Genomic DNA, 21,043 nt, shown 5'->3' on the forward strand with positions numbered 1-21,043 from the left:
CGGGCCTGGCGAGCGCCTCCTCTCGCCTGACCCGGCCCCAGTCTTGATGCCCCCCTGGGCTACTCCGACAGGCCAGCCAGCCGCCGGAGGCGGACCTCCGTGGCAGCCACCGGATACAGCCGGTAGTCCACATCCCGCTCCCGCCCCGCAGCGGCCCGGTCGACGGCCAGCCGAAGCCGGTCGGGGTCGACGACGCCCAGCTCGCCCAGCAGTAGGTGGCCGGAGAGGAATCGGCGCAGCATCGGCAGGCCGTGGCGATACACCCCGTGGGCCATCAGCCCGCCGAGGTCCTCAGGGAGAGCAGGCTCGACGACGGCCTCGGAGGCACCGTATCGGCGCAGCCGCTCACGGAACACGCGCTTACGTCGGCGCCACTCCGGCGGCAGCCACTCCCCGAACCGGATCGCGGCGGGGTGCGCCAGCAGCTCGATGGGCCAGATGCCCCGCTTGAGGTACAGCGCATTGTGGTTGGCGAGCCCGGACAGGGTCACCTCGTTGACTACGGAAGCCGGCGCAATCTCGCTCTCGGCGGCCAGCATCTCCTCGCGGGCCTCAAGGGTGAGCCAGACAGGGAGCGTCAGGTCATCGGGGTTGCCGGAGAAGTCGCGCTCATCGGCGGACAGCGCCAGCATCTCGTCCCCGCCAACCCCGCCGAAGGAGGTGTCGATGCCGCGTTGTGCCAACTGGTCAACCATCTGGCCGATCGCGTCAGCGAATCCCTCCTCGTCGGGGTTGAGGCTGCCACCGAACGCCACTACGTCGGGGTTGAGCGGCGGATAGTCGAACGCGTGAACGGTCGTGTCGCTGCCCATCTTCGCGACCTCTACCAGCTCCCGTCGACGGCGTCGCTGCTGCCGGCCGGCGTCGCCGTCGACCAGCATCGCGGCAGCCGCGATCAACCCGGGGTGCAGGGCGCCGAGGGTGAGTGCGACATTGGCCGAGTCCATGCCGCCAGACAGGGTCACCGCCGAGCTGGACGGATTGAGGATGCGGTCCTGGGCCAGCGACTCCAGCAGGGAGTTCAGTCCGTCGACGACGTCGGCGTCAGGGTGCAGTTGCCGCGGCTCGGCGTGCAGGGCGTCCGGCGGGTACCGCAGGGTCAGTCGGCCGTCCTGGAAGCGGGCGACTGCGCGCTCCGTCAGGTGCCGGATAGATCGGAAGTGCGTGACGCTGGAGTAGCGCTGGAAGTAGCTCAGCGTTCGGGTGAGCATGTAGCGCACGAGGTCGTCAGTGCCGCAGCCTCGCGCCAGCTCGACGAGGTCCCAGGATCCGCGCAGAGCCTCGCCGTCGATGGTGAGGTAGATCGGGGCGACGTTCTGCACGCCGGCGGCGAGGGTGACACCATCGCCAGTGCTCATGCGCAGGATTACGCGGTCCAGGTGCCACTGTTCGGCTCCGCGCACCGTCTCGTGGTAGGCGTCGGGGCCGAGGGCGACGACGCGCCCGGGCTCGGTCCAGGGGTGAAGTTGTGGCGCTCGGGCGCTCCGCTCCCGTGCGATGACGGCAACCTCGTGGCCGTTGGTGATCAGGATGGATTCCAGCGCCGGGTGGGCGATGGGCTCGATCCAGCTTTCACCCGACCTCCAGCGCCCCGTGCTTGTCCAGATCCACTGCGGGTCAGAGCGCTCTGTGATGCTGAAGCGGAGCATGTACTCCTCCTCGTGCTCGGCCGGTAGGGGTGCGCCGGCCAGGGCCTGCCGCCCTGGCCGGCGCGGGGTCGGATCAGTTGAAGACATCGGCGGTGGTGATGGTGTCCGAGCTGCCCCGCTGCTTCTTGTACTTCATGCGGCTGACCACGGACGGCACCGTCAACGTCTCGGGCCCGATGAACAGGCTCTCGACGAGCGATAGAGGCCTCTGCTGCTGCATAGAAATCACCTCCTTTCGGCGATCGGTTGCGTTCCCGCGTGAGCGGGTCGGACCGGCAGGCCGCGGCGCCGTTGACGCTGCCTGCCGAGACTCTGTCGCCAGCTCAGGGCGCGGCCGGCGAAAGCATCGAGCGCTCAGTCGCCGTCATCGTCGACGCCCTCGGGCGAGCCGGCAGGTGACGGCGTGGCCGGAGGGGCAGGCGTGCGCCGCATCGGCCATACCGGCGGCCCGTCGGGGAGCGTGATCTCGTCGAGCACCACATAGCCGTGGCGCAGATAGAGATCACGATTGCGGGTGTTGCTGGCCTCCAGGTAAGCGGCCCGGCCGATCGCGTCGAGCCGCACGTGGTGATGGCGGAGCATGCGCGTGCCCTGCCCCATGCCCTGCCGCAACGGGTCGACCGCCAGGAAGGCCAGGTAGTCGTGCTCCCCCGCGGGGTGCGCCCGGGAGAACGCCTGGTCGAGCTGTCTGAATCGCGGCAGGTGCGGGCCAGCCAGCGTATGGAGCCTGCTGCTGTAGTTGGCCGGCCATCCGGCGTGGCCCGCCGGGTACCACAGGGCCGCGCAGGTCAGGTCCTCGTTGACCTCGACCTCGCCGTTGCGCACGGCGTCGTCGGCGTACATGGCGAAGTATTCGAGGTACACCTCCAGTCGGGCGTCGGGGTCGCCGGGCACGAGCCAGTCCGCCACCGGCCCGTGTAGGAAGGCTTGGGCGAGCAGTTCGGTCAGCTCCGGCACGTCGTCGGCCGTGGCTCGGCGGATGCCGCGGTTGGGCAGCACGGGGGACGGCCAGTGGCCGCCGTTGCGGCCCATCAGCGCGCTCCGAAGCCGGCCGGGATGGCCTCGTGCTCGTCGGTCGCGCTGGCGGCGTTCGCCCCGCGTCCGATGGAGGCGTACACCTCGGGTCGAGTGGAGCGCAGCGCGAGGGCCCAGCAGGCACCGACAGCGATGGCGACCAGGTATGCGGCGGGGAAAGCCCACCGCAGCGGCGACGTGGCGGCGACCCCGAGCAGCGTGTCGAACTCCTTGACGGTGATGAACAGGACCAGGCCCAGGAGCAGGGTGGCCAGGGCGGGTGCGGCGAAGACGCGGAAGGGGCTCTCGCCGCGAGCGTCCTGGGTGAAGTACGAGACCACCGCGGCGGAGGTGAGGACCATGAGGACCAGAACCCCAAGTCCGCCAAAGACCGTGATCCAGAAGAACAAGTGCACGTACGGATCGGCGCCCGAGATGGCGTAGCCGGCGAGCACGATGAAGGCGAGCGCGGTCTGGACGACCGACCCGGCTTTCGGGGCGCCGCTGCGCCGGCTGGTGCGACCGAGCGCCGCTGGCAACACCCGCTCGCGGCCGAGGGCGAATGCGTACCGGGCGACGGTGTTGTGGAACGACAGCAGTGCGGCGAACAGGCTGGTGATGAACAGCAGCTCGCCGAGGGTGATGAGAGTCTGTCCGACGTACGGCGTGACCAGGTTGAAGATCAGCTGAGTGCCGTCGCTGGTGGCGCGCTCGACGATCCGGCTGGGCCCCGTGGCAACGGACATGGCCCATGCGGCCCCGCCGTAGAGCACACCGATGATGCCGACGGCGATGTAGGTGGCGCGAGCGACTGTGCGCTTGGGGTCCTTCGTTTCCTCGCTGAACACCACCGTGGCTTCGATGCCGACGAACCCGGTGATGGCGGTGACCAAAGCCGCGCCGATACCTGCGGCCCACAGCAGGGACGGATCGAGGGTGGCGAAGCTGAGCCGGCCGTCGGCGGGATGCGTGACCATGACGGCACTGAACACCGCGGCGACGGCACACTCGGCGACCAGCAGGACGGCCAGGACCTTGCCGTTGAGGTCGACTCGCAGCAGGCCGAGCGTGGCGACCAGGGCCCACGCCGGCAGCGCGCAGAGCAGCCAGTGCACGTTCATGTCGAGATGGTTGGCGAGGAACTGCTTCAGTACGACACCGAAACCGCCGTAGAGGCCGATCTGCATCGCGTTGTAGGCGACCAGGGCGACCAGGGCGCCGCCGGCGCCGGCAGGCTTACCGAGCCCGCGGCTGATGTAGGTGTAGAACGCGCCGGCGTTGACGACGTGCCTGCTCATCGCGACGAAGCCGACGGCGAACAGGGCGAGCATGACTGCGACGGCGAGGTACGCCACGGGCATGCTGATCTGGCCGGTGATCGCGTACCCGGCTGTTACACCGCCGGCGGCGACAGTCAACGGGGCGGCGGCGGCCATCACAAAGAAGACGACCGAGGGGATGCCCAGCTTGTTCTGCGCAAGGGTGTTGGCCACGTTGCTCACGCGGCGCAGTGGGGGGGGAGCGGTGGTCACGGACACTCCTGGGAGGCGGGGATGGACGGGGGTGGTGCGATCTACATGCGGTGGCTGAGAACCGCGTCGCCGATTGCGGTGCGGACCTCCTCGCCCAGCTCGCGCATCGGCGGCCAGAGCCGGCTCAGCTGCCTACGCAGATAGGCGATGTCATTGGGGTCGGCTGCCTCAAGCGCCACGGGGGTCATCCCCGTGACGTCGACGAGGTAGGCGAGGGTCAGGCCCGCCAGGTCGAAGTCAAGCCGTCGGGTCGCGTGGTAGACGAGCATCACGGCGGGTCGGGCGGCGTCGCTCGAATCGACCGGGACCAGCTCCTCCCGCTGCCGGAGCAGGCCACGGACGACCGCGCGGCGCAGGCGGCCGGCGTGTACCAAGCGCATGGCCACCTGGTCGTAGGAGGTCACGCTGAGGAAGCTCAGCCACGTGCGCAGGTCGTGGTGCTGTGGGTCGCGCACGATCTGCTCGAACACCATGTGGGCCAGCGCGTCGCTGGGTGGGGTGACCGGCGAGACCGGCACGACGCGACCGCCGCCGATCTTCAGCTTGTTCTCCATGACCAGCTCGGCGAGCAGCGCGGCTGCCAGGCCGAGGGCGATGGCGCGGGTGTTGAGGTATGGGCGGCCGGACGTGTCACTGTGGGTCAAGAGGTAGAAGTCGTCGGCGAGAGGCACCGCGAGAGCCCTTCCCGTGCTGAAGATCCGGACGGAGCGGGTCGAACCGACTGCGGGGATAGCGCAGAGCTACGATCGACCCGCCGTCGGTAGCCGTGGAACTGCAACAGGATGTACGGCTGCGCGCCGATTGGCAAGATGCCAAAATCGAGGTTGCCGATTGGCCTCTTGCGCAAGCGGGAAAGGTTCGGCAAACTCAGTCGGTTACACAGCGGACCGAGGACAAGGGGTCACGATGAGCGCTCCGAATAGCCCGACCCTTCGCCGCCGACGGCTCAACGCCAGGCTCTACGCCCTGCGCAAGGAGCGCGGACTCTCCTGTGAGCAGGTCGCAAAGGAACTCGGTTGCAGTGCGAGTCGGGTGAGCCGCATGGAAACGGGCAAGCGAGGCGTGCGACCTGGCGACGTCCTGGAGTTGCTGAGGGTCTACGGCGTCACGGGTCCGGAAGCGGAGGAACTGGTACAGCTCGCCCGGACTGCCCGACTTCGCGGATGGTGGCATCCGTACGACGACATCCTCACCGCAGCGATGCGCACCTTCGTCGGACTGGAGACCGACGCAACTACGATCGGCAACTACGAGGTCTCCTTCGTGCCGGGGCTCCTGCAGACCGAGGCATACGCGCGGGAACTCATCCGCGCCGGGCGCCCAACCCTCGACTCTGAGACCATCGAACGCAAGACCAACGCCCGCATGGAGCGCAAGCAGGTGCTCGACCGGAAGCATCCGCCCACGCTCTGGGCTGTGATCGACGAGGCGATCCTCCATCGTCAGGTGGGCGGCGCTGGCGTCATGCGCGAGCAGTTGCTCTACCTGCTGGAGGCCGGCGAGCGTCCCAACGTCAACCTTCAGGTAATTCCGTTCGCGGAGGGCGCGTACGATCCGATGGGATCGGGCTTCCACTTCTTCGAGTTCGCCGAGGAGGACCCGGCAGTCGTCTACATCGAGAACCTGGGCGGCGGCGTCTACCTGGACGACCCGAAGGACGTGGCGCGCGTCGGCGATAGCCTGAACTACCTTCGTGGCGCAGCTCTGTCGGATAGACAGTCCGCCGAGCTGATCACGAAGGTCGTTAAGGCGCTGTAGTAAAGAAAGGCAGGTCAGGGATGGATACCACCGCGCTGCCCAGCGATGGATGGTACAAGAGCACGAGAAGCGATCCTCACAACGCCTGCGTCGAGGTGAACCTCGGCCGGGGCGACGGGATGGGGGTGCGCGACACCAAGGACCAGGGCTCGGGCCCGGTCCTGCGGTTCAGCGAGGACAGCTGGACCGGCTTCGTTGATGGTGTCAAGGCGGGCCGATTCAGCGCGAAGGGCTGAGCAGCCGGCTGATCCACACCAAGGAGCAAGGCCCCGTGACGGAGGTAGCGCCACGGGGCCTTGTCGTATTGTCCACGCGACCAGGAGCCGAACTGTCGGTCATGCGACTGATCGACCGCGCGACGTCTACACCCGGATCCAGTTGCCGCAGTTGCGGCTGGTGAACATCTCGTCCGACGACCGGATCGTCACCCGGACCTTGGTCGTCGCGGTGATGAAGTCGTTGGCGATGATGCGCCCGTTGGAGCCGGTGCGCTCCCAGTAGCAGTCGGTGACCTTGCCGTCGATCAGGTGCGCGGTGGTCTGGTAGGTGCCGGGCTTGACCTCCTTGCCCACCTCGAAGCTGCCTTCCTCCATGCCCGTCTGCGCCTTCTTCCAGGTAGGCAGGAACTGGGGGCAGTCCTTGAGACGCGCGGCATCCACGTGGATCCTGTTCTCGATGTAGGCGTCGATCAGGCTCCCCACCTGTTGCGAGTAGTACGAAGCGTCGCAGGCGTCGCCGCTGATGAAGTCGTCGTCGCACCCGCCCTCGTAGAACTCCCGCTCAAGATCGCACGGCGTCCACGCCGGCGTCGGGCTCGGCGGCGCCGGCGGGCTCGTGGTCGGCGTGGCCGTGCTCGGCGACGGCGACGGCGACGGCGACGGGGTGGGCGAGGCGGTCGTGGTCGCGGGGGAGGGAGATCTGTCGGCCGCTGCCTTCTCCTGCTGGTCGCCGCCGCAGCCAGCAATGGCTAGCAGCGCAACGATCGCTGCAGTAGTGAGGATTCGTCTCATGCTTCAGATCGTTCCTGGGTCGTCGAGCGGACACTGTCCGGCACGCGACTACTGAGGAATCGACGTAGCCGGGTGGTCTAATGGGGACCCATCCCCGAGAAGGAGCACGTGGTGAGCCTTGCTGACTTCATCCGGATCGCCCGAGGACACCTGACCCCGGAGGAGCAGGCGGAGCGCGACGCCGTGGCCCGCGAGCGCCGCCTCCGGCGCGAGGCCCGCGCCGCGGAGGACGTGCGCGCTGCTGAAGAGTTGCAGGAGCGCGAGAAGGCTGACCGTGCGGCGAAGGTGCTGCATCCGCGCCGGCTGGAGACCGCGGTTGGGATAAGTGTCGTTGAGCTGGTCTGCCACGCGGACACGTGGCAGAGGCTGGATGTCATGCTTGATTCGACGGTCGGCTGGCGGAGTCCAAGCCAAACCGCCGGGCGCGTCGAGGCGCTCGATGGGCACATGGTGCGCGTCCAGCTGTCCGGCCAGCAGGTGTCCCTGATTCTCTTCCGGACGCACGATCGCTCAATGGTGGCCTGGCCTGGGGAGGCGGCTTTGGCCAAGCGGCTTTACCGGGCCTTCGCCGCAATGGTCGACCAGGTGGACCCGGATGACCCTGCGGCGAAGCCGGTCCCACCGGTCGTTCTCGACGACCGAATTGGCGCGCGAGAGCCGGAGGACGAGGCCAGCCAGTAGCCCGCGGGGCGGACGCAGCGCGCTCGGCGTCACCCTGGCTTGCGGCAAGGCGGGCTGCCTGGCCGTCAGTCCATCATTTCGAGAATCTCTGGCGGCACGCTACCCACCCCGCGGTTGAGGACGATGTCGGTGAGGCGCTGGTCGAGCCATGCCTCCAGGGGGTCGTAGCCGTTGGCGTACAGCCACTTGCGGTACTTGAGTGGGATCTCCTTGATCACGGCGAGCTTGTCGTTGGTGACCTTGTCCATCAGTTGCCGTAGCTCTTCGGCGAGACGCTCGCCGAGGGCGATGTCGTCGCCGGTGGCCTTACGGGCGTAGAAGGAGACGCCGTCGGCGGGATTGGTCAGGGCGATCGTCTCGTGGTCGGGGCGAGGCACGGCCTGGCCGGTTTCTCCGCCATGCCAGGGGCAGTTGGTGCCGACCGTGCTGATGCACCACTGGATGAACACCGGGGGTGGGACCTTGTTCGAGTCCCACCCCCAGTCGATGACGCAGCCGCAGGTCATCTTCAGCGGCGTCCAGGTGATGCCGGCGGGAATCTTGGTCATGCCGAGGTGCGCCACCTGAGGCTCCTTCGGTCTCGCCGCGCCGGTAGGTGGAGCGGCCGGGTGATGGGGGAAGACCTCATCCTGCCCTACGGCTGCGCAGGGTTACAGCACCTCAGGCGGTGAAGCCGTCCGCCGGCGGCGTCGGCCGCGGTGCGGTCAGCGCCACCCTGACGGCAGGGTTCGGCGGATCGAGTCGCATCGGCAGCTGGGCGAGCAGTGCCGCGACGATCATCGCCCCGTTGGTGACGTAGCCGATCTTGCCGGAGCGCTCGCCATCGTGCTTGAGGCTGTAGCTCGTGGGCCACAGCCCGCCGTCCGGCAGCGGGTGCAGCGTCAGGAGCCAGTCGTAGGCCGACTGGATGTCGGCGACCTGTCGGCGAAGCCTCCGCCGCGAGATGTCCAATTCCTCCGCGGTGTCGGCATCCGGGTGGTTGTAGCCGTATTCGCCGAGGGTTGGGTGTTCGTTGAGGATCCGGTCGACGTCGTCGAGGGTGATCTTGCGGGGCTCGCTCACGGGTCGCTCCTTCGGGGACGGTCCGGTCGTCAGGGTAGTCCGGCCATGTCTCATGTAGGCGATGTCGGCTCACAGCCAAACCCGATCACGAAGGGTGCTCGGGCGGCTGCAATCTGCTCTGGGCGCTAGGAGTCACCGTGTGGTAACAGATGGCAACGACGGCTCGTCTTGGGCATCGTCCGTACCTAACAACCATTAGGATGCATTCGTGAGCACAGTGGAAGTAGCGACTTTCGTCGATGAAGCCGAGGCTCGATTCTGGGACGCGGTGAATCGGGCATACGAGTTCACAGACGGTCTTTCCAACCTCAAGACCCGCGAAGAGTACAGAGGCGATCTCTTCGGGTGCAGGTACCCAAAGCATGGGTGCAAGCACGAAAACCCCGACAGGCACAATCCCCTAGCTTTCCTCCCATGGTGTCACCGATGGGGCATCAACCCCATGTCGGTCACCAAGGCTGAGCTGAAGCGGTGGGTGGCCGAGTTGGCATCCAGCGGGCAGGCGTCCGGCACCCAGGCGCGTCGAGTCTCTGCGGTCTCCTCGTTCTACGACTCGCTCTTCGCCGACGAGATCATCGACGTCAACCCCACCCACCGACTCCGGGCGAAGGAGAAGCCGAAGCGGCGCACCCCGGGCACCGCCGGGCGCGCCCTCAACGACGCGCAGGCTCTGGCGCTGCTCGACGCGGCCGAGACCGACTCCGGCCCGCGTCGCATGCCCGAGCGCAGCGCACTGCTCATCGCGCTCATGCTGTGCGCCGGCATGCGCGTGTCGGAGGCGATCAATCTGAAGATCGAGGGCTACCTGGCCGAGGGTGACCAGGGAGCGCAGATCACCTACGTGGCCAAGGGCGGCAAGACCATCACCAAGGCAGTGGACCCATACGTCGACGAGAAGATCCGGGCCTGGCTGGCGGTCCGGCCAGCGACCAGCCAGCTGCCCGCCCTGCAGGCCGGCGCCCGCACCGCCAAGCGAACCCTGCTGTCCACTGAGGGCGGCCAGCCCCTGACGAGGCAGACTGCGTACCGCCTGGTCAGGCGACTGGGTGAGGCTGCTGGCATTCCCGGCACACTCTCGCCGCACGACCTGCGTCGCACCTACGCCTCCATCAGCATCCAGGAGGGCGTCTCGATCCGTGCGCTGCAGCTGGACATGGGCCACGCCAAGTCGGAAACCACCGAGGGCTACGACCGCAGCCACCATCGCCCGGAGAACGCTCCGACCTTCACGGTCGGCCGCCGACTCGCCCGGGTCCGCGAGGAGCGCGAGCGCCTGGGCAGCGCCTTCGAGGAGTGGGCGGAGGAGAGCGTCGAGCTGGCCGAGGCCTCCGTCGCCGTCGCTGCCGAGCTGTGGGAAGACCTCGACGACGACTGAGAACCGAGCACTCTGACCTGCGACAACGACTTCAGCGCGCTTCTGGCGGCCAGTCGGGCGGGCGGTACCGGGGACACCGGCGACCGCCCGTTCGGCCGCCTGCGGCCACACCCCCGGAAGCGTCGGGCTACCGCTCAACGAAGAGGGGCAGCCGATTCCGCTCGTATCGTGCAACTGCGGCGCTCATGAGCCGCTGGCGTTCCTTCGTCGTCAGCGACGCGCGGTCGTTGTTCTCCAGCCAGGTTGTGTCTTCCAGATGGCGTGGATTCACGCACCTCTGCCGCTCACAGAGGTGGTCGACGCTGGTTGGCCATGCCCCGTGGAACACGACGAAGCTGAGGCGGTGCCCTCGGATGCGCGATGTGCTGGCGACCCAGTTGTCCGCGTTCGGATGTAGGTGCGCGATGTGCCGCCTGACGGCCGGCAGCGCCGAGTAGGGCTTGCCGTACACCCCGGGCGCTATCCAATGACTCAGCTCGCGACCCTCGCGGGGTAGCAGTCGGATCATCTGTCGAGTCCTTGCGACGTAGAAGGCTACGTCCTGGCTGGGCCAGTAGGTTGGCCAATACCCTTCGTGATCGCGGACAAGGAAGCCTCGTTCGCCAGCTGGCTCGACCAAGTCGAGCCGGACGTCTGCGTCGCTGTTCAGCGCGATGGCGAAGCCCTCAGGGGCCAGCTCGTGCACTGCTGCGCGCGGGGCGTCCCTCAAGATCCTGCGGACCCAACGGCTCGCGACGGCATCCGCCACATCCTGACGGCTGCCAACGGTGTGGGTGCGCACCGTCGGCAGGTACGCGGCGCGGCCGGGGAGCATGCGCGACAGTCTACGGCGGCGACCGCGTGACCCGCCGGATTGCCGGAACCAGCGAAGATCGTCACCCTCGCCCCCATGACCACGCCGCATCCCCTGGCGGGCCCTACGCTCGGCGGCTGGCTTCAGGAGCAGATCTACGCCGACCAGCGCGAGGCCGCCGCTGCACACGCCGACGACTGCGCGGCCTGGACGATCGCCAGGCAGCAGGACGACGCCCAGAAGCTCCTCGGTCCAGCCTGGTGCACGTGCCCGGCGAAGCAGGCGCTGCGCGAGGCCTCCAGCAAGGCGCACATCCTCGGGGCCGCAAGGCCGATGCACCTGTTCGAGGATGAGACCGCCTCCAGGTGGGGCTGGCAGATCATGCTCCACCTGTCCATCCCCTACGTCGACCGCCCCGGCCGCTCGACGGTGCTCCCGCAGGGCCGCTTCACGAGGTGGCGGCGATGAGCGACGACGCACTGGCCAGCATCGACGCCGCAGTGGCCGAGGCCCGCCAGGACGAGTGCGCCTGCGGCTGCGACGTCGCGCTCACCGACGCCAGCCCCAGCCTCTACTTCGCCAGCGAGGCCTGCGCGACGAGCTACCGCCGCCAGCAGGCCGCAGTGGCCGATGGCGACACCGAGCGCGCCGAGGAGATGCGCCGGCAGCGGCGCGAAGACCCGGTCGAGCGCATGCACCGACAGGCCGACGAACGCTGGTCGACGGCGCTGCGGGAGCGACCGGATGCCCCCGAGCGAGCGCCCGGCGAGCTAGCCATGACCGTCGAACAGGCCGTCTCCATGCTCGGCGACGGCGACCTAGCGGACGCGCTGCGAATGGAGTCGGACAACCCGCTGGCGTACCTGCCCCCCTGTGCTGGCTGCGCCCGCCGGGACGCCCCGGACATCCTCGTCGTCCAGGGCTTCGGCTGCGAGCGCCCGTTGCGCACCTGGCGGCGATGCCCGCACTGCGGCGGCACGATGCCGCCGGCCGACCTGTCGGCGACGGTAAGGCGCAGACTCACCAGCGGAGGTCTGCAACTGGCGCTGCGCTACGGCGACGACACCGTGCTCATGCTTCTTGCTCCGGACAGTCTGTCCCGCTACGCCAGTCTCGACCGTCCATGGCGGGAGCTGGAGACGATGCTGTCCCTGGCGGTCCGCCTGCCCTGGGACTACCCGCTGTCGGACGTTCTCGCCGACGTGCAGCAGGAGGCCATCCGCGTCGCCGAAGAGGGGCAGGGGCGGGTGTTCTGGGCACCCCTCGACGAGGGGGGCCGCCCGAGCCGCGACGGCTGGGTTGAGGTCGGGTACACCTCCGACGAGGGGCTCGTGGTCGACGAGTCGCGCGGCTGGCATGGCCGCGAAGGCGCGTCAATGGACGCCACCGTGAGGTCGAGGCACCGGATCCCCCAATCGATTGCTGTCTCCGTCCGCCTGGCCGCAGAGCAGATGCGCAGGCTCGTCGCCCTCATGTCCGGCATGACCGACGCCTTCGCCGCGCAACGAGCCATCGACGCGAAGCGGAACCGCCAGCACGGGCCGCAGCGCACGCAACGAGCGCCGAGGCGCATCGACCCCACCCGACGGCGATAGCCGACCGACAGGAGCAGAGCATGAGCATGATCGACTACGCCGGCCAGCGGCGGTTCGTTGCCGGGCGCATCCGCTACGCCACCGCGCCGGAGCCCGGCACCATTCTCGGCCCGAACGCGACCCGGGAGCACCTCGTCGTGCTCGGCCAGGACGGCCAGGACACGCTGCTCGGGTACGCCACCGACGAGGACCGCAGCCTGGCCTTCCGGCACGCCCTGCTCGGGCCCGGTCCGCGCAGCGTCACCGAGTTCCAGATGGCCCGGGGATGATCGACCTCAAGCCGAACAGGGAGTACGGCGAGGGCGGATGGGTCTCGCTGGAGTCCGTGATGGAGCAGTTCAGCACCGACCAGTGCGAGTTCGATGCCAGCAGCTGGCCCTGGCGGTGCGAGCGTGGGCAGCACGTCGCGTCCTGCGCCAACCGGCGCCGGGAGGAGCCCGGGGCGTGAGCGGCCACGAGGCAGAGATCGCCGCCCTGCTCGCCTTCGTCGAGAAGCGCCTGGACGAGGTCGAGCTGGTTGCCCGGATGGCCGACGCCGGCCGCGTGTGGCGCAACGGCAGCGACATCGAGGCGGGTCACTTCGAGCCGGAGACCGTCATCGCCATGAACCATGCCGGCCAGCCCGGATGGTTGGTGGCCGAGGCGTACGCCGGCGACGTGGCACGCAGCGCCGGCGCGGTCGCCGCGCACATCGCCCGCCACAGCCCGTACCGCACGCTGCGGGAGGTGGCCGCCGTCCGGCATCTGCTCGCCCGCTGGCGGAAGGAGATCCGCCGCCGCGACGCCAACGCCGAGCTGCTCAGCGCGCTGGTCGCGCTGCCGCAGGAAAAGCCCTACGACCACACGATGATCGAGCAGACCCGGGCCGAGGCCTGGATGCTGCGCGGCCGGATCTGGGCCCTGACGTACGCCCTGATGCTCGAAGGCCGCAAGCACGAGGACCATCCCGACTGGCGGCCCAGGTGGTGCCCCGAGCGGCTATTCCCGCCGGCCTACACCTGCCCCTGCCACCCGCCGCTGATCGAAGAGAACTAAGGCATGCATGCCCGTCGCCCCCTGATCGACATCTACCCCGTCGGCGTCCTGGCGTGCCTGCTCGGCTTGGGTCGAGCCTTGCGCGCCCGCCACCGGGACGCGATCTACGCGGCCTACAGCAACTGCCGGCGCGAGGTCCGCTACGTCGTCCGCAGCGTTCGGGCCCGCAACTGGCGTGTGGCGAAGAACTCGTTCAACGGCTACCTAGCCGAACACCGCTTCAGGGGCACCCGCTGCGGCCACGGCTGGACGAGACGCCGTGCGCTTCGAGACCTACGCCGGCACCTGGCCGGGCGCGACTGACCGGTGGTGCGGCGGGCGCTCCAAGCCCCCCGAGCGCCCGCCACGGTCCCCCCAGTGCGCCTCACGGCGCTGGACCACCACCCACGATAACGGCACCGCCGCCGGCGGGATCGGAGAAGAGCATGATCGAGCACGCGTGCGTGCTGTGCGCCGTCTACCGGCGCGACGCCGAGCCCCGGACCTACGAGCGCGCCCACGTCGACGAGGGCTGCCGCCACCGACTTCGGACCGAAATCAGCAGCGTTGAAGAACTGTTCGAGCGGCTGAACCACGGAGACCTGGCCGAGGTCGACGACCGCGTCTACGCGGTCCGCGACGCCAAGGGTCAGCTCACCGGAGAGGTCCGGCGCGCCGACCCGACGTCACTGCTGGGCGGCATGGCCCCCACCCCCGCGAGGTCAACGCAGCCGGCGGTGTCCGGATCCCGGGAGCGGCAGCTGCCCATCAACCCCGACGTCATCGACCTGCTCGCACCTTCGCGGCGAGGTGTCGTCCGCGACCCCGAGGGCGACCAGGTCGGACGACTGTCTGTCGCCACCGTTCTCGACGACATCGTGCACGACTGGCGAGACGAGCTGTTCCCCGACAAGCACCTGCCGCCGGCGACGGTGCCGCTGCTGACGAGCTGGATGCTCGACCGGTACGACGTGGCCTGCGATCGACACCCCGCCATCGCCGACCACGCCGGCGAGATCCGCCAGCTGCGCACCGCACTACACGGGGCACTCGGCGAGACCGAGCCGCTGCCCGAGGTGATGTGGGGCGTGCTGTGCCGCACGGAGGGCTGCGATGACGTCTCCCAGCTCGTCCGCAGGCCGGGCAGCGACTACATCGAGTGCGACGCGTGCTTCCGGCTCTACACCGAGGAGGAGTACCGCGAGTGGACCCAGCTGCTGGCCAGGCAGGTTCGCCCGAAGGGGCGCCGACGCGCGACGGGCCTTCCCGAGTGGGCGACCACCACGGCCGCGGCGGCCGAGCCCAGCGGAACGGAGCAGATGTGAGCACCCCGAAGAGCGTCGAGGGCATCGCGCGCAGCTACGCGCATGAGCTGATCCGCCTCGGTGACGGTCTGTGTGAGCGTGCCGGGGTCGCGCCAGCGCTGAGGCGTCCTGCCGGCGCCAGTCCTGTCGATCACGCTCTCGCAATGATCGATCTGCTCGCCTACGAGCGGCGGATCCTCGGCCAAGCCCGGCGGGTGCTCGACAGGGTGGCTGACCACTTGCACGATCCCGCACTGCGGCGCGCGGCCGGCGGGATGGCGCAGGCGATCGTCGACGAGATCGGCCATGCGGTCACTGACGAGCCGGCGCTCGGGCAGTCGTACCGCGAGCAGCTCGCCAAGGTGCAGGAGTGGCTGGACGCGTGCCCGATGCCGAGCGGGTGGCGGCCGTGAGCGACTACCTGCACATGCCGCTGGCGCTCACCTACCTCGCGGTGGCGATCGGCATCAACGCCGGCCCTCGTCCCGCAGACCGGGACCTGCTGTGGGCGTCCTCCGTGCTCGCCGCGGCCGAGGCTGCCGTGACGATCGACCTGGATCGGTGGGCCGCCGCCGCCGTGTGGATCCTCCTGTTCGGGCTGCACTGCGAGGAGCTGGGGCGGGCGTACCGCCCCAGCCTGTACCACGAAGTCGGGCCGTGCCGTGCCTAGCATCGTCATCAAGCCGGACCGCGATCGGGACCTCTACGTCTACTGGTCGACGGTCGTCGAGGCGCCGGTCGCGTGGGGAGATCGGGCGTCGATGCTCGACCATCTCACCAGCGAGTTTCGGCGACACCATCCCGGCGCCATCCCCGACTCGATTTCCGACCCTGGCCGGCGTCTTGATCGAGCCGACCTGAATGGCACCTCCGCCGCTGGTGGCTTCGCGTTCTTCGGTCGATGGGACGACGACGGGCTCATCTACGAGCAACGCGGCATCCTCCCCCGTCACCACCTGGCGCGAGCGTGCGAGCTGTTGGAGGCCGGCCAGGACGCCGAGGTGTGGGACCTCCTGGAGCCGTTCGAGGACGAAACGGAGGTGCGCCGTGGGTGAGCCACCCTTCCGCGTGGTCAGGATCCACGCCTCGCACCTACCCGAAGCTGAAGACGAGCGCCTGATCGTCGACGTCACCTACTGCAAGGTGTGCTGCCGCGCCGTCGCAACCGCCCTGCGTGGGCCGACGCGAGCAGGAAAGGCGGGCTGCGAGGGGCCCGGCCGGATCGGGTTCCGGTTCAACGGGCAGGTCGTTCAAGGAGAGGTCGTGTGAGCTTCATGGACTGGTTCGTTGCCATCGGGATCACGCTGACCGTCGTCGAGCTTGCGGCGCTCGCCGTCATGGCCGGGTGGTGGTTCGGCAGGACGCTCTCGGAGGTTCGGCAGATCGACCGGAAGGTTGCCGCGGAGCGCGCAAGGCTTGCCGCCGAGTGCCGGGCTCGTGAGAGGCGCTCGTAGCCGCGCGGCCAAGGCTCGATTCATGAGTCGACCTCGCGGTATGCTCTCTTCGGTCAAGCGTTCTAATGGGGACACCCACCTGGTCGGCGGAGGACGGTCAGCATGGAGAGGTTCTTCGTCGCAGACGGCGCCCTTTACGGCCCGCCCCCACCCGCGTACTGCGAGCTGTGCAAGATGGGCACGCAGAAGGTGGTCACCTCAACTCCTCACGGATGGGCCTGGCAGTGCCGCCGCTGCATGACCATCTGCGACGAGCACCGGTGGGAGTTCGACCCGACCGTTGCGCCGGACGGCCGCGCGGAGTCCATGCTCGCGATCAAGACCTTGCAGCAGCTCGTCATCGGGTTGCGTCAGGGACAGGAAGGGCCCATCGACCCCGAGGACCTCTACGAGGTCGTGCGTCCGTACTTCGCGGCCGGCTGGTGCGTCCGCGACGTCCACTACGCGCTGAGCCACCTGCCTGACGGGGAGGAGCACGAAGACTCCGGCTGGAACAGCCGACTTCCCCGCAAGTATGCCCTCTACCGGGTGCGCCGCAGGCTGCGCGCCTGGCGCTGGTCGGACCGCGAGGATAGCGACGAAGACCACGTCCTGGAGGGCGGCTGGACCTCCATGCGCAAGGCCATGGAGCGCGCCGCCCGGGAGCAGGCGGCCCACCGCGCGGAGATCGAAAATGATTGGCACATGCAGCGCACCGCCGCTCGCGCTGCAGTCAATGGCGGCGGTCGAGCCACCGCGCAGGCTGTGGCTGCGGGCATCGCGGCCCGGTCCCGGCTCCGCAAGTCTCAGAGCAGGGAGCGCGAGCTGGCCAACGTGCGGCGCGAGCTGGAGGAGGCCCGTCACTACCCGGGCCCGCTGGGCGGGCTCCGGCCAATCTGAACGCCGCAACGCAAAAAGCGCCCCCGCCCGGACCCGGAGGTCCAGACGGGGGCGCTGACATGGTGCGGTCTACAGCTCGGCGACCGAGGCGTCCTCGACGGGCGCGGCCGGCCTGACCGGCGCGGTGATCTGGGTGCGTTCGAACATGCCGAGCGCGACGCCGACGAAAGAGAGCAGGACGGCCTGGTCCTCGGCGGACATGTCGAGCCCGAAGCCCACCGCGGCGGCGAGCGCCGCCTGGGCGAGACCGAGCAGCGCGGCGACCTGGCCGTCCTTGACGGCGATGAACGCGACCAGGACGCCGACTGCGGCAGCGGCCACCGTGTTCAGCACGGCCTGCTGGTCCACGGTGAGGTCGAAGAGAAATGCGGCGACCATCTTGATCACCGCGGCGGCGAGGGCCAGGAAGATGGCCGGGTCGCGGCCGAACAGCTTGGGCACGGATGCTCCTTGAATGGAGGGGCCGCCAGCCGGGCGGCGTAGCGCTTTTGTCGCTCACCGGACAGTTCGATGTCGCCCGAGTGAGGTATGGTCACGGCATCCCCGCCAACGCGGGGGTAACCCAGGGGAACGGCCTAGCTAGAACCCCTGTCCCCACGCACGTGGGGGTGATCCACTGATGTGTTTGTTGAGAGAGGTTGCCGTCCCGGCCGATTCGCGGGACTGCAAGATTCCCCGCCCACGCGGGGTGCGCCCTTCGAGGCGAGGCTCGCAACACCATCGCAGCGCCGGATGGCCGGCGCAGTCGCACATGACGACGACCCCTCGGCGACTCGCCGGGGGGTCGTCTCGTTGCGGCGTCAGACTCGCTCAGGCCAGTGCCACGTGCCGCCGTGGTACGAGGGCGTATCCGGGGCGCCGGGGGTGTCACTGGCGTCGCCGTCGTGGCGCTCGCAGCCGCCGTCGGCCAGGGAGTGGAAGAACACCCCGGTCGGGTTAAGCACGGCCAGGCCGAGCCGGTCGTCGTCGCCGACCTCGGTGATCATGGCGGCGCGGCACTGGGAGGTGTACTCCCCGCCCGGCGTGCCGTACGAGACGTAGTGAACAATGCGGCCGACAGTGGGGGTCACCGCTCACCTCGCAGGGCGTCCACGACCGCCATGAACAGGCGGTCCTTGAGTCGCTCTCCCTCTGGCAGTTCCGCGTACGGAACCAGACACGGGTGGGTCATCGCCTCGGGGTCCTTCACCGGGCCGTAGCTCCAGCCGGCGGCGCGCTTGGCCTCGCACCACGCCTCGTGCAGCTCCTCCGGGCCGGCTCCATTCAGGGCCTCCAGCACGCCCGCCACTGCCGATTCGCGCTGCCAGTCAGGGGCGTCGTCCCATGGCGGCGACGGCGACGGGTCCTGGAGTAGCGCCTGGATGGCGCGGTTGGCCTCGTGGCAGACACGGGCGATGTCCTCGGCCGAGAGCTGCATGAATAACCTCCAGTACGGTGGGTGGATGGAGTTCGGTGAGCTGATCCGGGTCTGGGAGCACCCAGGGGCTCGGCGGATCCGGCGGTGGCAGAGCGGCCACACGTCCGGATCCGACTGCCTGTACCTCGCCGTCGGGCGACTGCCGAACGGCTGGTGGTTCGCCGAGCGCGGGTCGTACGCGCGGGCGTACCCCCGCGAGGAAGTCGCCTTCGAGGTGGCCGAGCGGCTACGAGAGGTGCGCGACGACTGGCGCGAAGTGCCGGCCGAGATCGGCGCCGACCTCAACCCGCCCGGGTGGAGGCTCAGCGGGCAGACCTGGTTCCGCACCGACGACTCCGACACGCCCTCGTAGCCCGCACTTGGCGTCGGTTGGTCAGAGCACGCAGCCCAGCAGCGGCAGGCAGATCAGCCCGTCGTCCTCGGGCGGCGTCGGAGGCCGCGTCGGGTCTGGAGAGGGCGGAGCCGGTGCGGGTGGCGGGTTCGGGGCCGGCCGTGGCGGCTGGGGTGCGCCCGGTGCTGGAGGCGCGTCCGGCGATCCTCCGCCCTGAGTGCCGGCGGGCCGGCCCGGGCGGTTCGTTGCGGGTTCGCCGGTGGGGCCCGGGCTCGGCCGGGCGTCGCCGGTGCAGCCGTATCGCTGCCTCAACGCCTGCACGGCCGCGTCTCGGGGAACGATCCGGTCGGCGAGCGTGCAGGCGTCCCGTCGCAGCTGCTGCAGGGAGGCGTCCTGCCGAGCGGCTTCGGCGTCGCGCGCCTTGCGCCGCTCCTCCAGGTCGGCGGCGAACTCGCGGTTCAGCGCCTCTAGTCGGGCGCGGGTGTTTCGTTCGGTTTCCGTCCGCACGGCCTGACCGATCAGGTACGAGGTCAGGTTCGTCAGGACGACGGTGATGACCACCGAGATCAGCACGACCCGCAGCCTGCGGGTCAGTCCCTGGCCGATAATCGGCTCGTCGGTCAGAACCGGGGAGAGGGGCTTGTGCCTACTCCTTGGCATCGGTCACCTCCCGCTTTCCGCTTTCAAGATCGATGCCGTGGCGTAGCAGGTAGGACTCGTAGCGCAAGGCCTTCTGGTGCTCGGCGGTCCAGGACTCCTGCCACTGCCGAGTCAGAGCGCGCTGGTCGTCCAGTTCCTCGTCGAGGCGCTTCTCGAAGCGCGCCTGGCGGCTGTCACCGACCTCGGTCTTCTTGCTGCGCAGGGCGAACCATCCGGTCCCTAGTGCCACCAGCAGAGTGACGGCCTGTCCGACCCAGAGCAGCTCAACGGGCGACTGGGGTGCGGCAGCTCCCGGGGCGGCCATCACCCACAGGGCCTGGACAGTCGCCCGAGTGCGGGCCGGCAGCACATCGATCCACACTCAGCCACCTCCCACCTGCCGCGGTGTGGCGCGTGCGGCGACGATGGCCAGCACGGCGACTACGAGCACGGACGCCGGCGCGCTCCAGGACAGGACGCGCTCGTGGTAGATCCAGGCGCTGGCAACGCCGGCCGCCCAGGTCATGTACCAGATGGCATAGAGCCATAGGCACACGCGCAGCAGGCGTTCCCGTCCGGCGCGGCCTGCGCGGTGCGCGCCGACGAAGGCCAGCACGGTGAGGGCCGTCAGGGCGACGCCCTGTAGACGCATGCCACCGAACGGGGAGAAGCTGCGCAATACGTCGTAGGACGGCCCGGCATAGGCGGCGTCGCCGGCGAGGAGCCCGACGGCGTCCCACGCAGCCTTGGCCAGGATGATCGTGACGACGGTGCGCCAGCGGATGGTGGGGACGCTGGGGAGCGAGCGCGGCCAGTCGATGGAGACCACGCGCTCAGCTCCTCAGCGCGCCGACCGTCTGCGGGCCGGCCAGCCCGTCGACACTCAGCCGGCGAGCCTTCTGGAAAGAGCGGACGGCGGCCTGGGTGGCGGGACCGAAGTCGTCGTCGATGTTGATCTTGGCGCCGCGCTTGTTGAGTAGCTCCTGCAGGTCGCCGACGTCGCTTCCCCGCGCGCCGATCTTCAGCGTGCGAGACCCGAGCGCGACCGGCTTGGGTGAGGCCGGGGGCTTCGGCGTCTTGCCCACCAGCGACGCCAGGCCGAACGGGCGGCGGTCGTTGTCGCCGTCCGGGTGTCCGGACAGGTGGATGTGCCTGTCGTGCGGGTTCGACCCGGTGTACCGCCGGGCCTGCCAGCCAGTGGATGCCGACCAGATGGTCCGGTTGAAGATGATGTAGATCAGCCTGCGCTCGCGGCCGGCGCGGCAACGCCCGACCAGGTACGCCACGATCATCTCCGCGGTCAGGCCGGTCACCCGCAGGTCCTTGTCGACGTCGATCGCCCTGACTTCGTTGATCCGGTCGGCGTCGCTGCGCTCCGCGCGGCCCGTCTCGTCGGGGTTGTGGCCCGACCTGGATCCCTGGTGCGCCTGGTCGCCGATCGACCCGTCGGACGCCTTGTCTCGCTTCGGGGCGATGGCGTTCAGCTCCGAACGGAACTGCTCCGCCCACGCCACCAGCACCCACGGTGCGCCCATC

At 69.3% G+C, this 21,043-nt stretch carries 34 protein-coding genes; 18 read left to right on the top strand and 16 right to left on the bottom strand.

Annotated elements, in window-relative coordinates:
- Positions 1 to 59 precede the first annotated feature (59 nt).
- From ACGF5G_RS08210 to ACGF5G_RS08230, 5 genes are all read right to left on the bottom strand, one after another.
- Positions 60 to 1,649, bottom strand: a complete 1,590-nt coding sequence (locus ACGF5G_RS08210) for a hypothetical protein (RefSeq protein WP_393260078.1) — start codon at positions 1,647 to 1,649, stop codon at positions 60 to 62.
- 73 nt (positions 1,650 to 1,722) lie between these two features.
- Positions 1,723 to 1,869, bottom strand: a complete 147-nt coding sequence (locus ACGF5G_RS08215; protein WP_393260081.1) for a hypothetical protein — start codon at positions 1,867 to 1,869, stop codon at positions 1,723 to 1,725.
- A 134-nt stretch (positions 1,870 to 2,003) separates the two neighbouring features.
- Positions 2,004 to 2,681: a GNAT family N-acetyltransferase gene (locus ACGF5G_RS08220; protein ID WP_393260084.1), complete on the bottom strand. Its 678-nt coding sequence runs from the start codon at positions 2,679 to 2,681 to the stop codon at positions 2,004 to 2,006.
- Positions 2,681 to 4,099, bottom strand: a complete 1,419-nt coding sequence (locus tag ACGF5G_RS08225) for an APC family permease (protein ID WP_393260664.1) — start codon at positions 4,097 to 4,099, stop codon at positions 2,681 to 2,683. Before ACGF5G_RS08225 ends, ACGF5G_RS08220 begins: the two co-directional genes overlap by 1 nt.
- 137 nt (positions 4,100 to 4,236) lie before the next feature.
- Positions 4,237 to 4,866 carry a GPP34 family phosphoprotein gene (locus ACGF5G_RS08230; protein ID WP_393260087.1) on the bottom strand — a complete coding sequence of 210 codons (630 nt, stop codon included), beginning with the start codon at positions 4,864 to 4,866 and terminating at the stop codon, positions 4,237 to 4,239.
- A gap of 235 nt (positions 4,867 to 5,101) precedes the next feature.
- On the opposite strand from ACGF5G_RS08230, the gene ACGF5G_RS08235 reads away from it, so the two are divergent.
- Together ACGF5G_RS08235 and ACGF5G_RS08240 are read left to right on the top strand one after the other, a co-directional pair.
- The gene (locus tag ACGF5G_RS08235) at positions 5,102 to 5,953 is read left to right on the top strand and encodes a helix-turn-helix domain-containing protein (RefSeq protein WP_393260090.1); all 852 of its coding nucleotides are present in this window, start codon (positions 5,102 to 5,104) and stop codon (positions 5,951 to 5,953) included.
- A 20-nt stretch (positions 5,954 to 5,973) separates the two neighbouring features.
- Positions 5,974 to 6,189 (top strand): DUF397 domain-containing protein, encoded by a 216-nt coding sequence (locus ACGF5G_RS08240; protein WP_393260093.1) that lies wholly within the window; start codon positions 5,974 to 5,976, stop codon positions 6,187 to 6,189.
- Between the two features lie 126 nt (positions 6,190 to 6,315).
- Here ACGF5G_RS08240 and ACGF5G_RS08245 read toward each other — a convergent pair whose 3' ends face one another.
- Positions 6,316 to 6,963 carry a hypothetical protein gene (locus tag ACGF5G_RS08245; protein ID WP_393260096.1) on the bottom strand — a complete coding sequence of 216 codons (648 nt, stop codon included), beginning with the start codon at positions 6,961 to 6,963 and terminating at the stop codon, positions 6,316 to 6,318.
- A 111-nt stretch (positions 6,964 to 7,074) separates the two neighbouring features.
- On the opposite strand from ACGF5G_RS08245, the gene ACGF5G_RS08250 reads away from it, so the two are divergent.
- On the top strand, positions 7,075 to 7,644 hold the full coding sequence (locus tag ACGF5G_RS08250; protein WP_393260098.1) for a hypothetical protein: 570 nt from the start codon (positions 7,075 to 7,077) through the stop codon (positions 7,642 to 7,644).
- A 65-nt stretch (positions 7,645 to 7,709) separates the two neighbouring features.
- Here ACGF5G_RS08250 and ACGF5G_RS08255 read toward each other — a convergent pair whose 3' ends face one another.
- Positions 7,710 to 8,207, bottom strand: a complete 498-nt coding sequence (locus ACGF5G_RS08255; protein WP_393260100.1) for a hypothetical protein — start codon at positions 8,205 to 8,207, stop codon at positions 7,710 to 7,712.
- A gap of 97 nt (positions 8,208 to 8,304) precedes the next feature.
- Positions 8,305 to 8,706 (bottom strand): hypothetical protein, encoded by a 402-nt coding sequence (locus ACGF5G_RS08260; protein WP_393260103.1) that lies wholly within the window; start codon positions 8,704 to 8,706, stop codon positions 8,305 to 8,307.
- Positions 8,707 to 8,914: 208 nt separating this feature from the next.
- Here ACGF5G_RS08260 and ACGF5G_RS08265 point away from each other — a divergent pair, with 208 nt between their 5' ends.
- On the top strand, positions 8,915 to 10,081 hold the full coding sequence (locus ACGF5G_RS08265) for a tyrosine-type recombinase/integrase (protein ID WP_393260105.1): 1,167 nt from the start codon (positions 8,915 to 8,917) through the stop codon (positions 10,079 to 10,081).
- A 127-nt stretch (positions 10,082 to 10,208) separates the two neighbouring features.
- Here ACGF5G_RS08265 and ACGF5G_RS08270 read toward each other — a convergent pair whose 3' ends face one another.
- Complete coding sequence (locus tag ACGF5G_RS08270; RefSeq protein ID WP_393260107.1) at positions 10,209 to 10,895, bottom strand: hypothetical protein; 687 nt, start codon at positions 10,893 to 10,895, stop codon at positions 10,209 to 10,211.
- A gap of 75 nt (positions 10,896 to 10,970) precedes the next feature.
- Between ACGF5G_RS08270 and ACGF5G_RS08275 the strand changes: the two genes are divergently transcribed.
- The 13 genes from ACGF5G_RS08275 to ACGF5G_RS08335 all read left to right on the top strand — a co-directional run bounded on the left by ACGF5G_RS08275 (position 10,971) and on the right by ACGF5G_RS08335 (position 17,120).
- Positions 10,971 to 11,342 (top strand): hypothetical protein, encoded by a 372-nt coding sequence (locus ACGF5G_RS08275; protein ID WP_393260110.1) that lies wholly within the window; start codon positions 10,971 to 10,973, stop codon positions 11,340 to 11,342.
- Entirely contained in the window at positions 11,339 to 12,469 is a 1,131-nt protein-coding gene (locus ACGF5G_RS08280) for a hypothetical protein (RefSeq protein WP_393260113.1), read from the top strand. Before ACGF5G_RS08275 ends, ACGF5G_RS08280 begins: the two co-directional genes overlap by 4 nt.
- A 20-nt stretch (positions 12,470 to 12,489) precedes the next feature.
- Entirely contained in the window at positions 12,490 to 12,738 is a 249-nt protein-coding gene (locus tag ACGF5G_RS08285) for a hypothetical protein (RefSeq protein WP_393260115.1), read from the top strand.
- Entirely contained in the window at positions 12,735 to 12,917 is a 183-nt protein-coding gene (locus tag ACGF5G_RS08290; RefSeq protein ID WP_393260118.1) for a hypothetical protein, read from the top strand. Before ACGF5G_RS08285 ends, ACGF5G_RS08290 begins: the two co-directional genes overlap by 4 nt.
- Positions 12,914 to 13,504: a DUF6221 family protein gene (locus ACGF5G_RS08295; protein ID WP_393260121.1), complete on the top strand. Its 591-nt coding sequence runs from the start codon at positions 12,914 to 12,916 to the stop codon at positions 13,502 to 13,504. Before ACGF5G_RS08290 ends, ACGF5G_RS08295 begins: the two co-directional genes overlap by 4 nt.
- 3 nt (positions 13,505 to 13,507) lie before the next feature.
- Entirely contained in the window at positions 13,508 to 13,807 is a 300-nt protein-coding gene (locus ACGF5G_RS08300) for a hypothetical protein (protein WP_393260124.1), read from the top strand.
- A 122-nt stretch (positions 13,808 to 13,929) separates the two neighbouring features.
- Positions 13,930 to 14,808 carry a hypothetical protein gene (locus ACGF5G_RS08305; protein WP_393260127.1) on the top strand — a complete coding sequence of 293 codons (879 nt, stop codon included), beginning with the start codon at positions 13,930 to 13,932 and terminating at the stop codon, positions 14,806 to 14,808.
- Positions 14,805 to 15,200 carry a hypothetical protein gene (locus tag ACGF5G_RS08310; protein WP_393260128.1) on the top strand — a complete coding sequence of 132 codons (396 nt, stop codon included), beginning with the start codon at positions 14,805 to 14,807 and terminating at the stop codon, positions 15,198 to 15,200. The genes ACGF5G_RS08305 and ACGF5G_RS08310 overlap by 4 nt, the downstream gene beginning before the upstream one ends.
- Entirely contained in the window at positions 15,197 to 15,457 is a 261-nt protein-coding gene (locus tag ACGF5G_RS08315; protein ID WP_393260130.1) for a hypothetical protein, read from the top strand. Before ACGF5G_RS08310 ends, ACGF5G_RS08315 begins: the two co-directional genes overlap by 4 nt.
- Positions 15,450 to 15,842: a hypothetical protein gene (locus ACGF5G_RS08320; protein ID WP_393260132.1), complete on the top strand. Its 393-nt coding sequence runs from the start codon at positions 15,450 to 15,452 to the stop codon at positions 15,840 to 15,842. Before ACGF5G_RS08315 ends, ACGF5G_RS08320 begins: the two co-directional genes overlap by 8 nt.
- Complete coding sequence (locus ACGF5G_RS08325; RefSeq protein ID WP_393260134.1) at positions 15,835 to 16,056, top strand: hypothetical protein; 222 nt, start codon at positions 15,835 to 15,837, stop codon at positions 16,054 to 16,056. Before ACGF5G_RS08320 ends, ACGF5G_RS08325 begins: the two co-directional genes overlap by 8 nt.
- Positions 16,053 to 16,241, top strand: a complete 189-nt coding sequence (locus ACGF5G_RS08330; protein ID WP_393260137.1) for a hypothetical protein — start codon at positions 16,053 to 16,055, stop codon at positions 16,239 to 16,241. Before ACGF5G_RS08325 ends, ACGF5G_RS08330 begins: the two co-directional genes overlap by 4 nt.
- A 102-nt stretch (positions 16,242 to 16,343) precedes the next feature.
- Positions 16,344 to 17,120 carry a hypothetical protein gene (locus ACGF5G_RS08335; RefSeq protein WP_393260140.1) on the top strand — a complete coding sequence of 259 codons (777 nt, stop codon included), beginning with the start codon at positions 16,344 to 16,346 and terminating at the stop codon, positions 17,118 to 17,120.
- A 69-nt stretch (positions 17,121 to 17,189) separates the two neighbouring features.
- Here ACGF5G_RS08335 and ACGF5G_RS08340 read toward each other — a convergent pair whose 3' ends face one another.
- The 3 genes from ACGF5G_RS08340 to ACGF5G_RS08350 all read right to left on the bottom strand — a co-directional run bounded on the left by ACGF5G_RS08340 (position 17,190) and on the right by ACGF5G_RS08350 (position 18,537).
- Positions 17,190 to 17,561 carry a hypothetical protein gene (locus tag ACGF5G_RS08340; RefSeq protein WP_393260142.1) on the bottom strand — a complete coding sequence of 124 codons (372 nt, stop codon included), beginning with the start codon at positions 17,559 to 17,561 and terminating at the stop codon, positions 17,190 to 17,192.
- A gap of 359 nt (positions 17,562 to 17,920) precedes the next feature.
- Positions 17,921 to 18,190 carry a hypothetical protein gene (locus ACGF5G_RS08345; RefSeq protein ID WP_393260144.1) on the bottom strand — a complete coding sequence of 90 codons (270 nt, stop codon included), beginning with the start codon at positions 18,188 to 18,190 and terminating at the stop codon, positions 17,921 to 17,923.
- Positions 18,187 to 18,537 (bottom strand): RyR domain-containing protein, encoded by a 351-nt coding sequence (locus ACGF5G_RS08350; protein ID WP_393260146.1) that lies wholly within the window; start codon positions 18,535 to 18,537, stop codon positions 18,187 to 18,189. The genes ACGF5G_RS08345 and ACGF5G_RS08350 overlap by 4 nt, the downstream gene beginning before the upstream one ends.
- A 25-nt stretch (positions 18,538 to 18,562) precedes the next feature.
- Here ACGF5G_RS08350 and ACGF5G_RS08355 point away from each other — a divergent pair, with 25 nt between their 5' ends.
- Entirely contained in the window at positions 18,563 to 18,889 is a 327-nt protein-coding gene (locus ACGF5G_RS08355; protein ID WP_393260149.1) for a hypothetical protein, read from the top strand.
- Between the two features lie 21 nt (positions 18,890 to 18,910).
- Here the strand turns inward: ACGF5G_RS08355 and ACGF5G_RS08360 are convergent, their stop codons facing one another.
- Genes ACGF5G_RS08360 through ACGF5G_RS08375 form a run of 4 tightly spaced genes read right to left on the bottom strand, consistent with a single transcriptional unit; the run spans position 18,911 to position 21,042 of the window.
- On the bottom strand, positions 18,911 to 19,528 hold the full coding sequence (locus tag ACGF5G_RS08360) for a hypothetical protein (protein WP_393260151.1): 618 nt from the start codon (positions 19,526 to 19,528) through the stop codon (positions 18,911 to 18,913).
- Positions 19,515 to 19,889 (bottom strand): hypothetical protein, encoded by a 375-nt coding sequence (locus ACGF5G_RS08365; protein WP_393260154.1) that lies wholly within the window; start codon positions 19,887 to 19,889, stop codon positions 19,515 to 19,517. Before ACGF5G_RS08365 ends, ACGF5G_RS08360 begins: the two co-directional genes overlap by 14 nt.
- Positions 19,890 to 20,336: a hypothetical protein gene (locus tag ACGF5G_RS08370; RefSeq protein ID WP_393260157.1), complete on the bottom strand. Its 447-nt coding sequence runs from the start codon at positions 20,334 to 20,336 to the stop codon at positions 19,890 to 19,892.
- 4 nt (positions 20,337 to 20,340) lie between these two features.
- On the bottom strand, positions 20,341 to 21,042 hold the full coding sequence (locus ACGF5G_RS08375; RefSeq protein WP_393260159.1) for a peptidoglycan-binding protein: 702 nt from the start codon (positions 21,040 to 21,042) through the stop codon (positions 20,341 to 20,343).
- Between the last annotated feature and the right edge of the window lies 1 nt (position 21,043).

Source organism: Micromonospora sp. NPDC047730 (genome assembly GCF_043204765.1).
Classification (GTDB): domain Bacteria; phylum Actinomycetota; class Actinomycetes; order Mycobacteriales; family Micromonosporaceae; genus Micromonospora.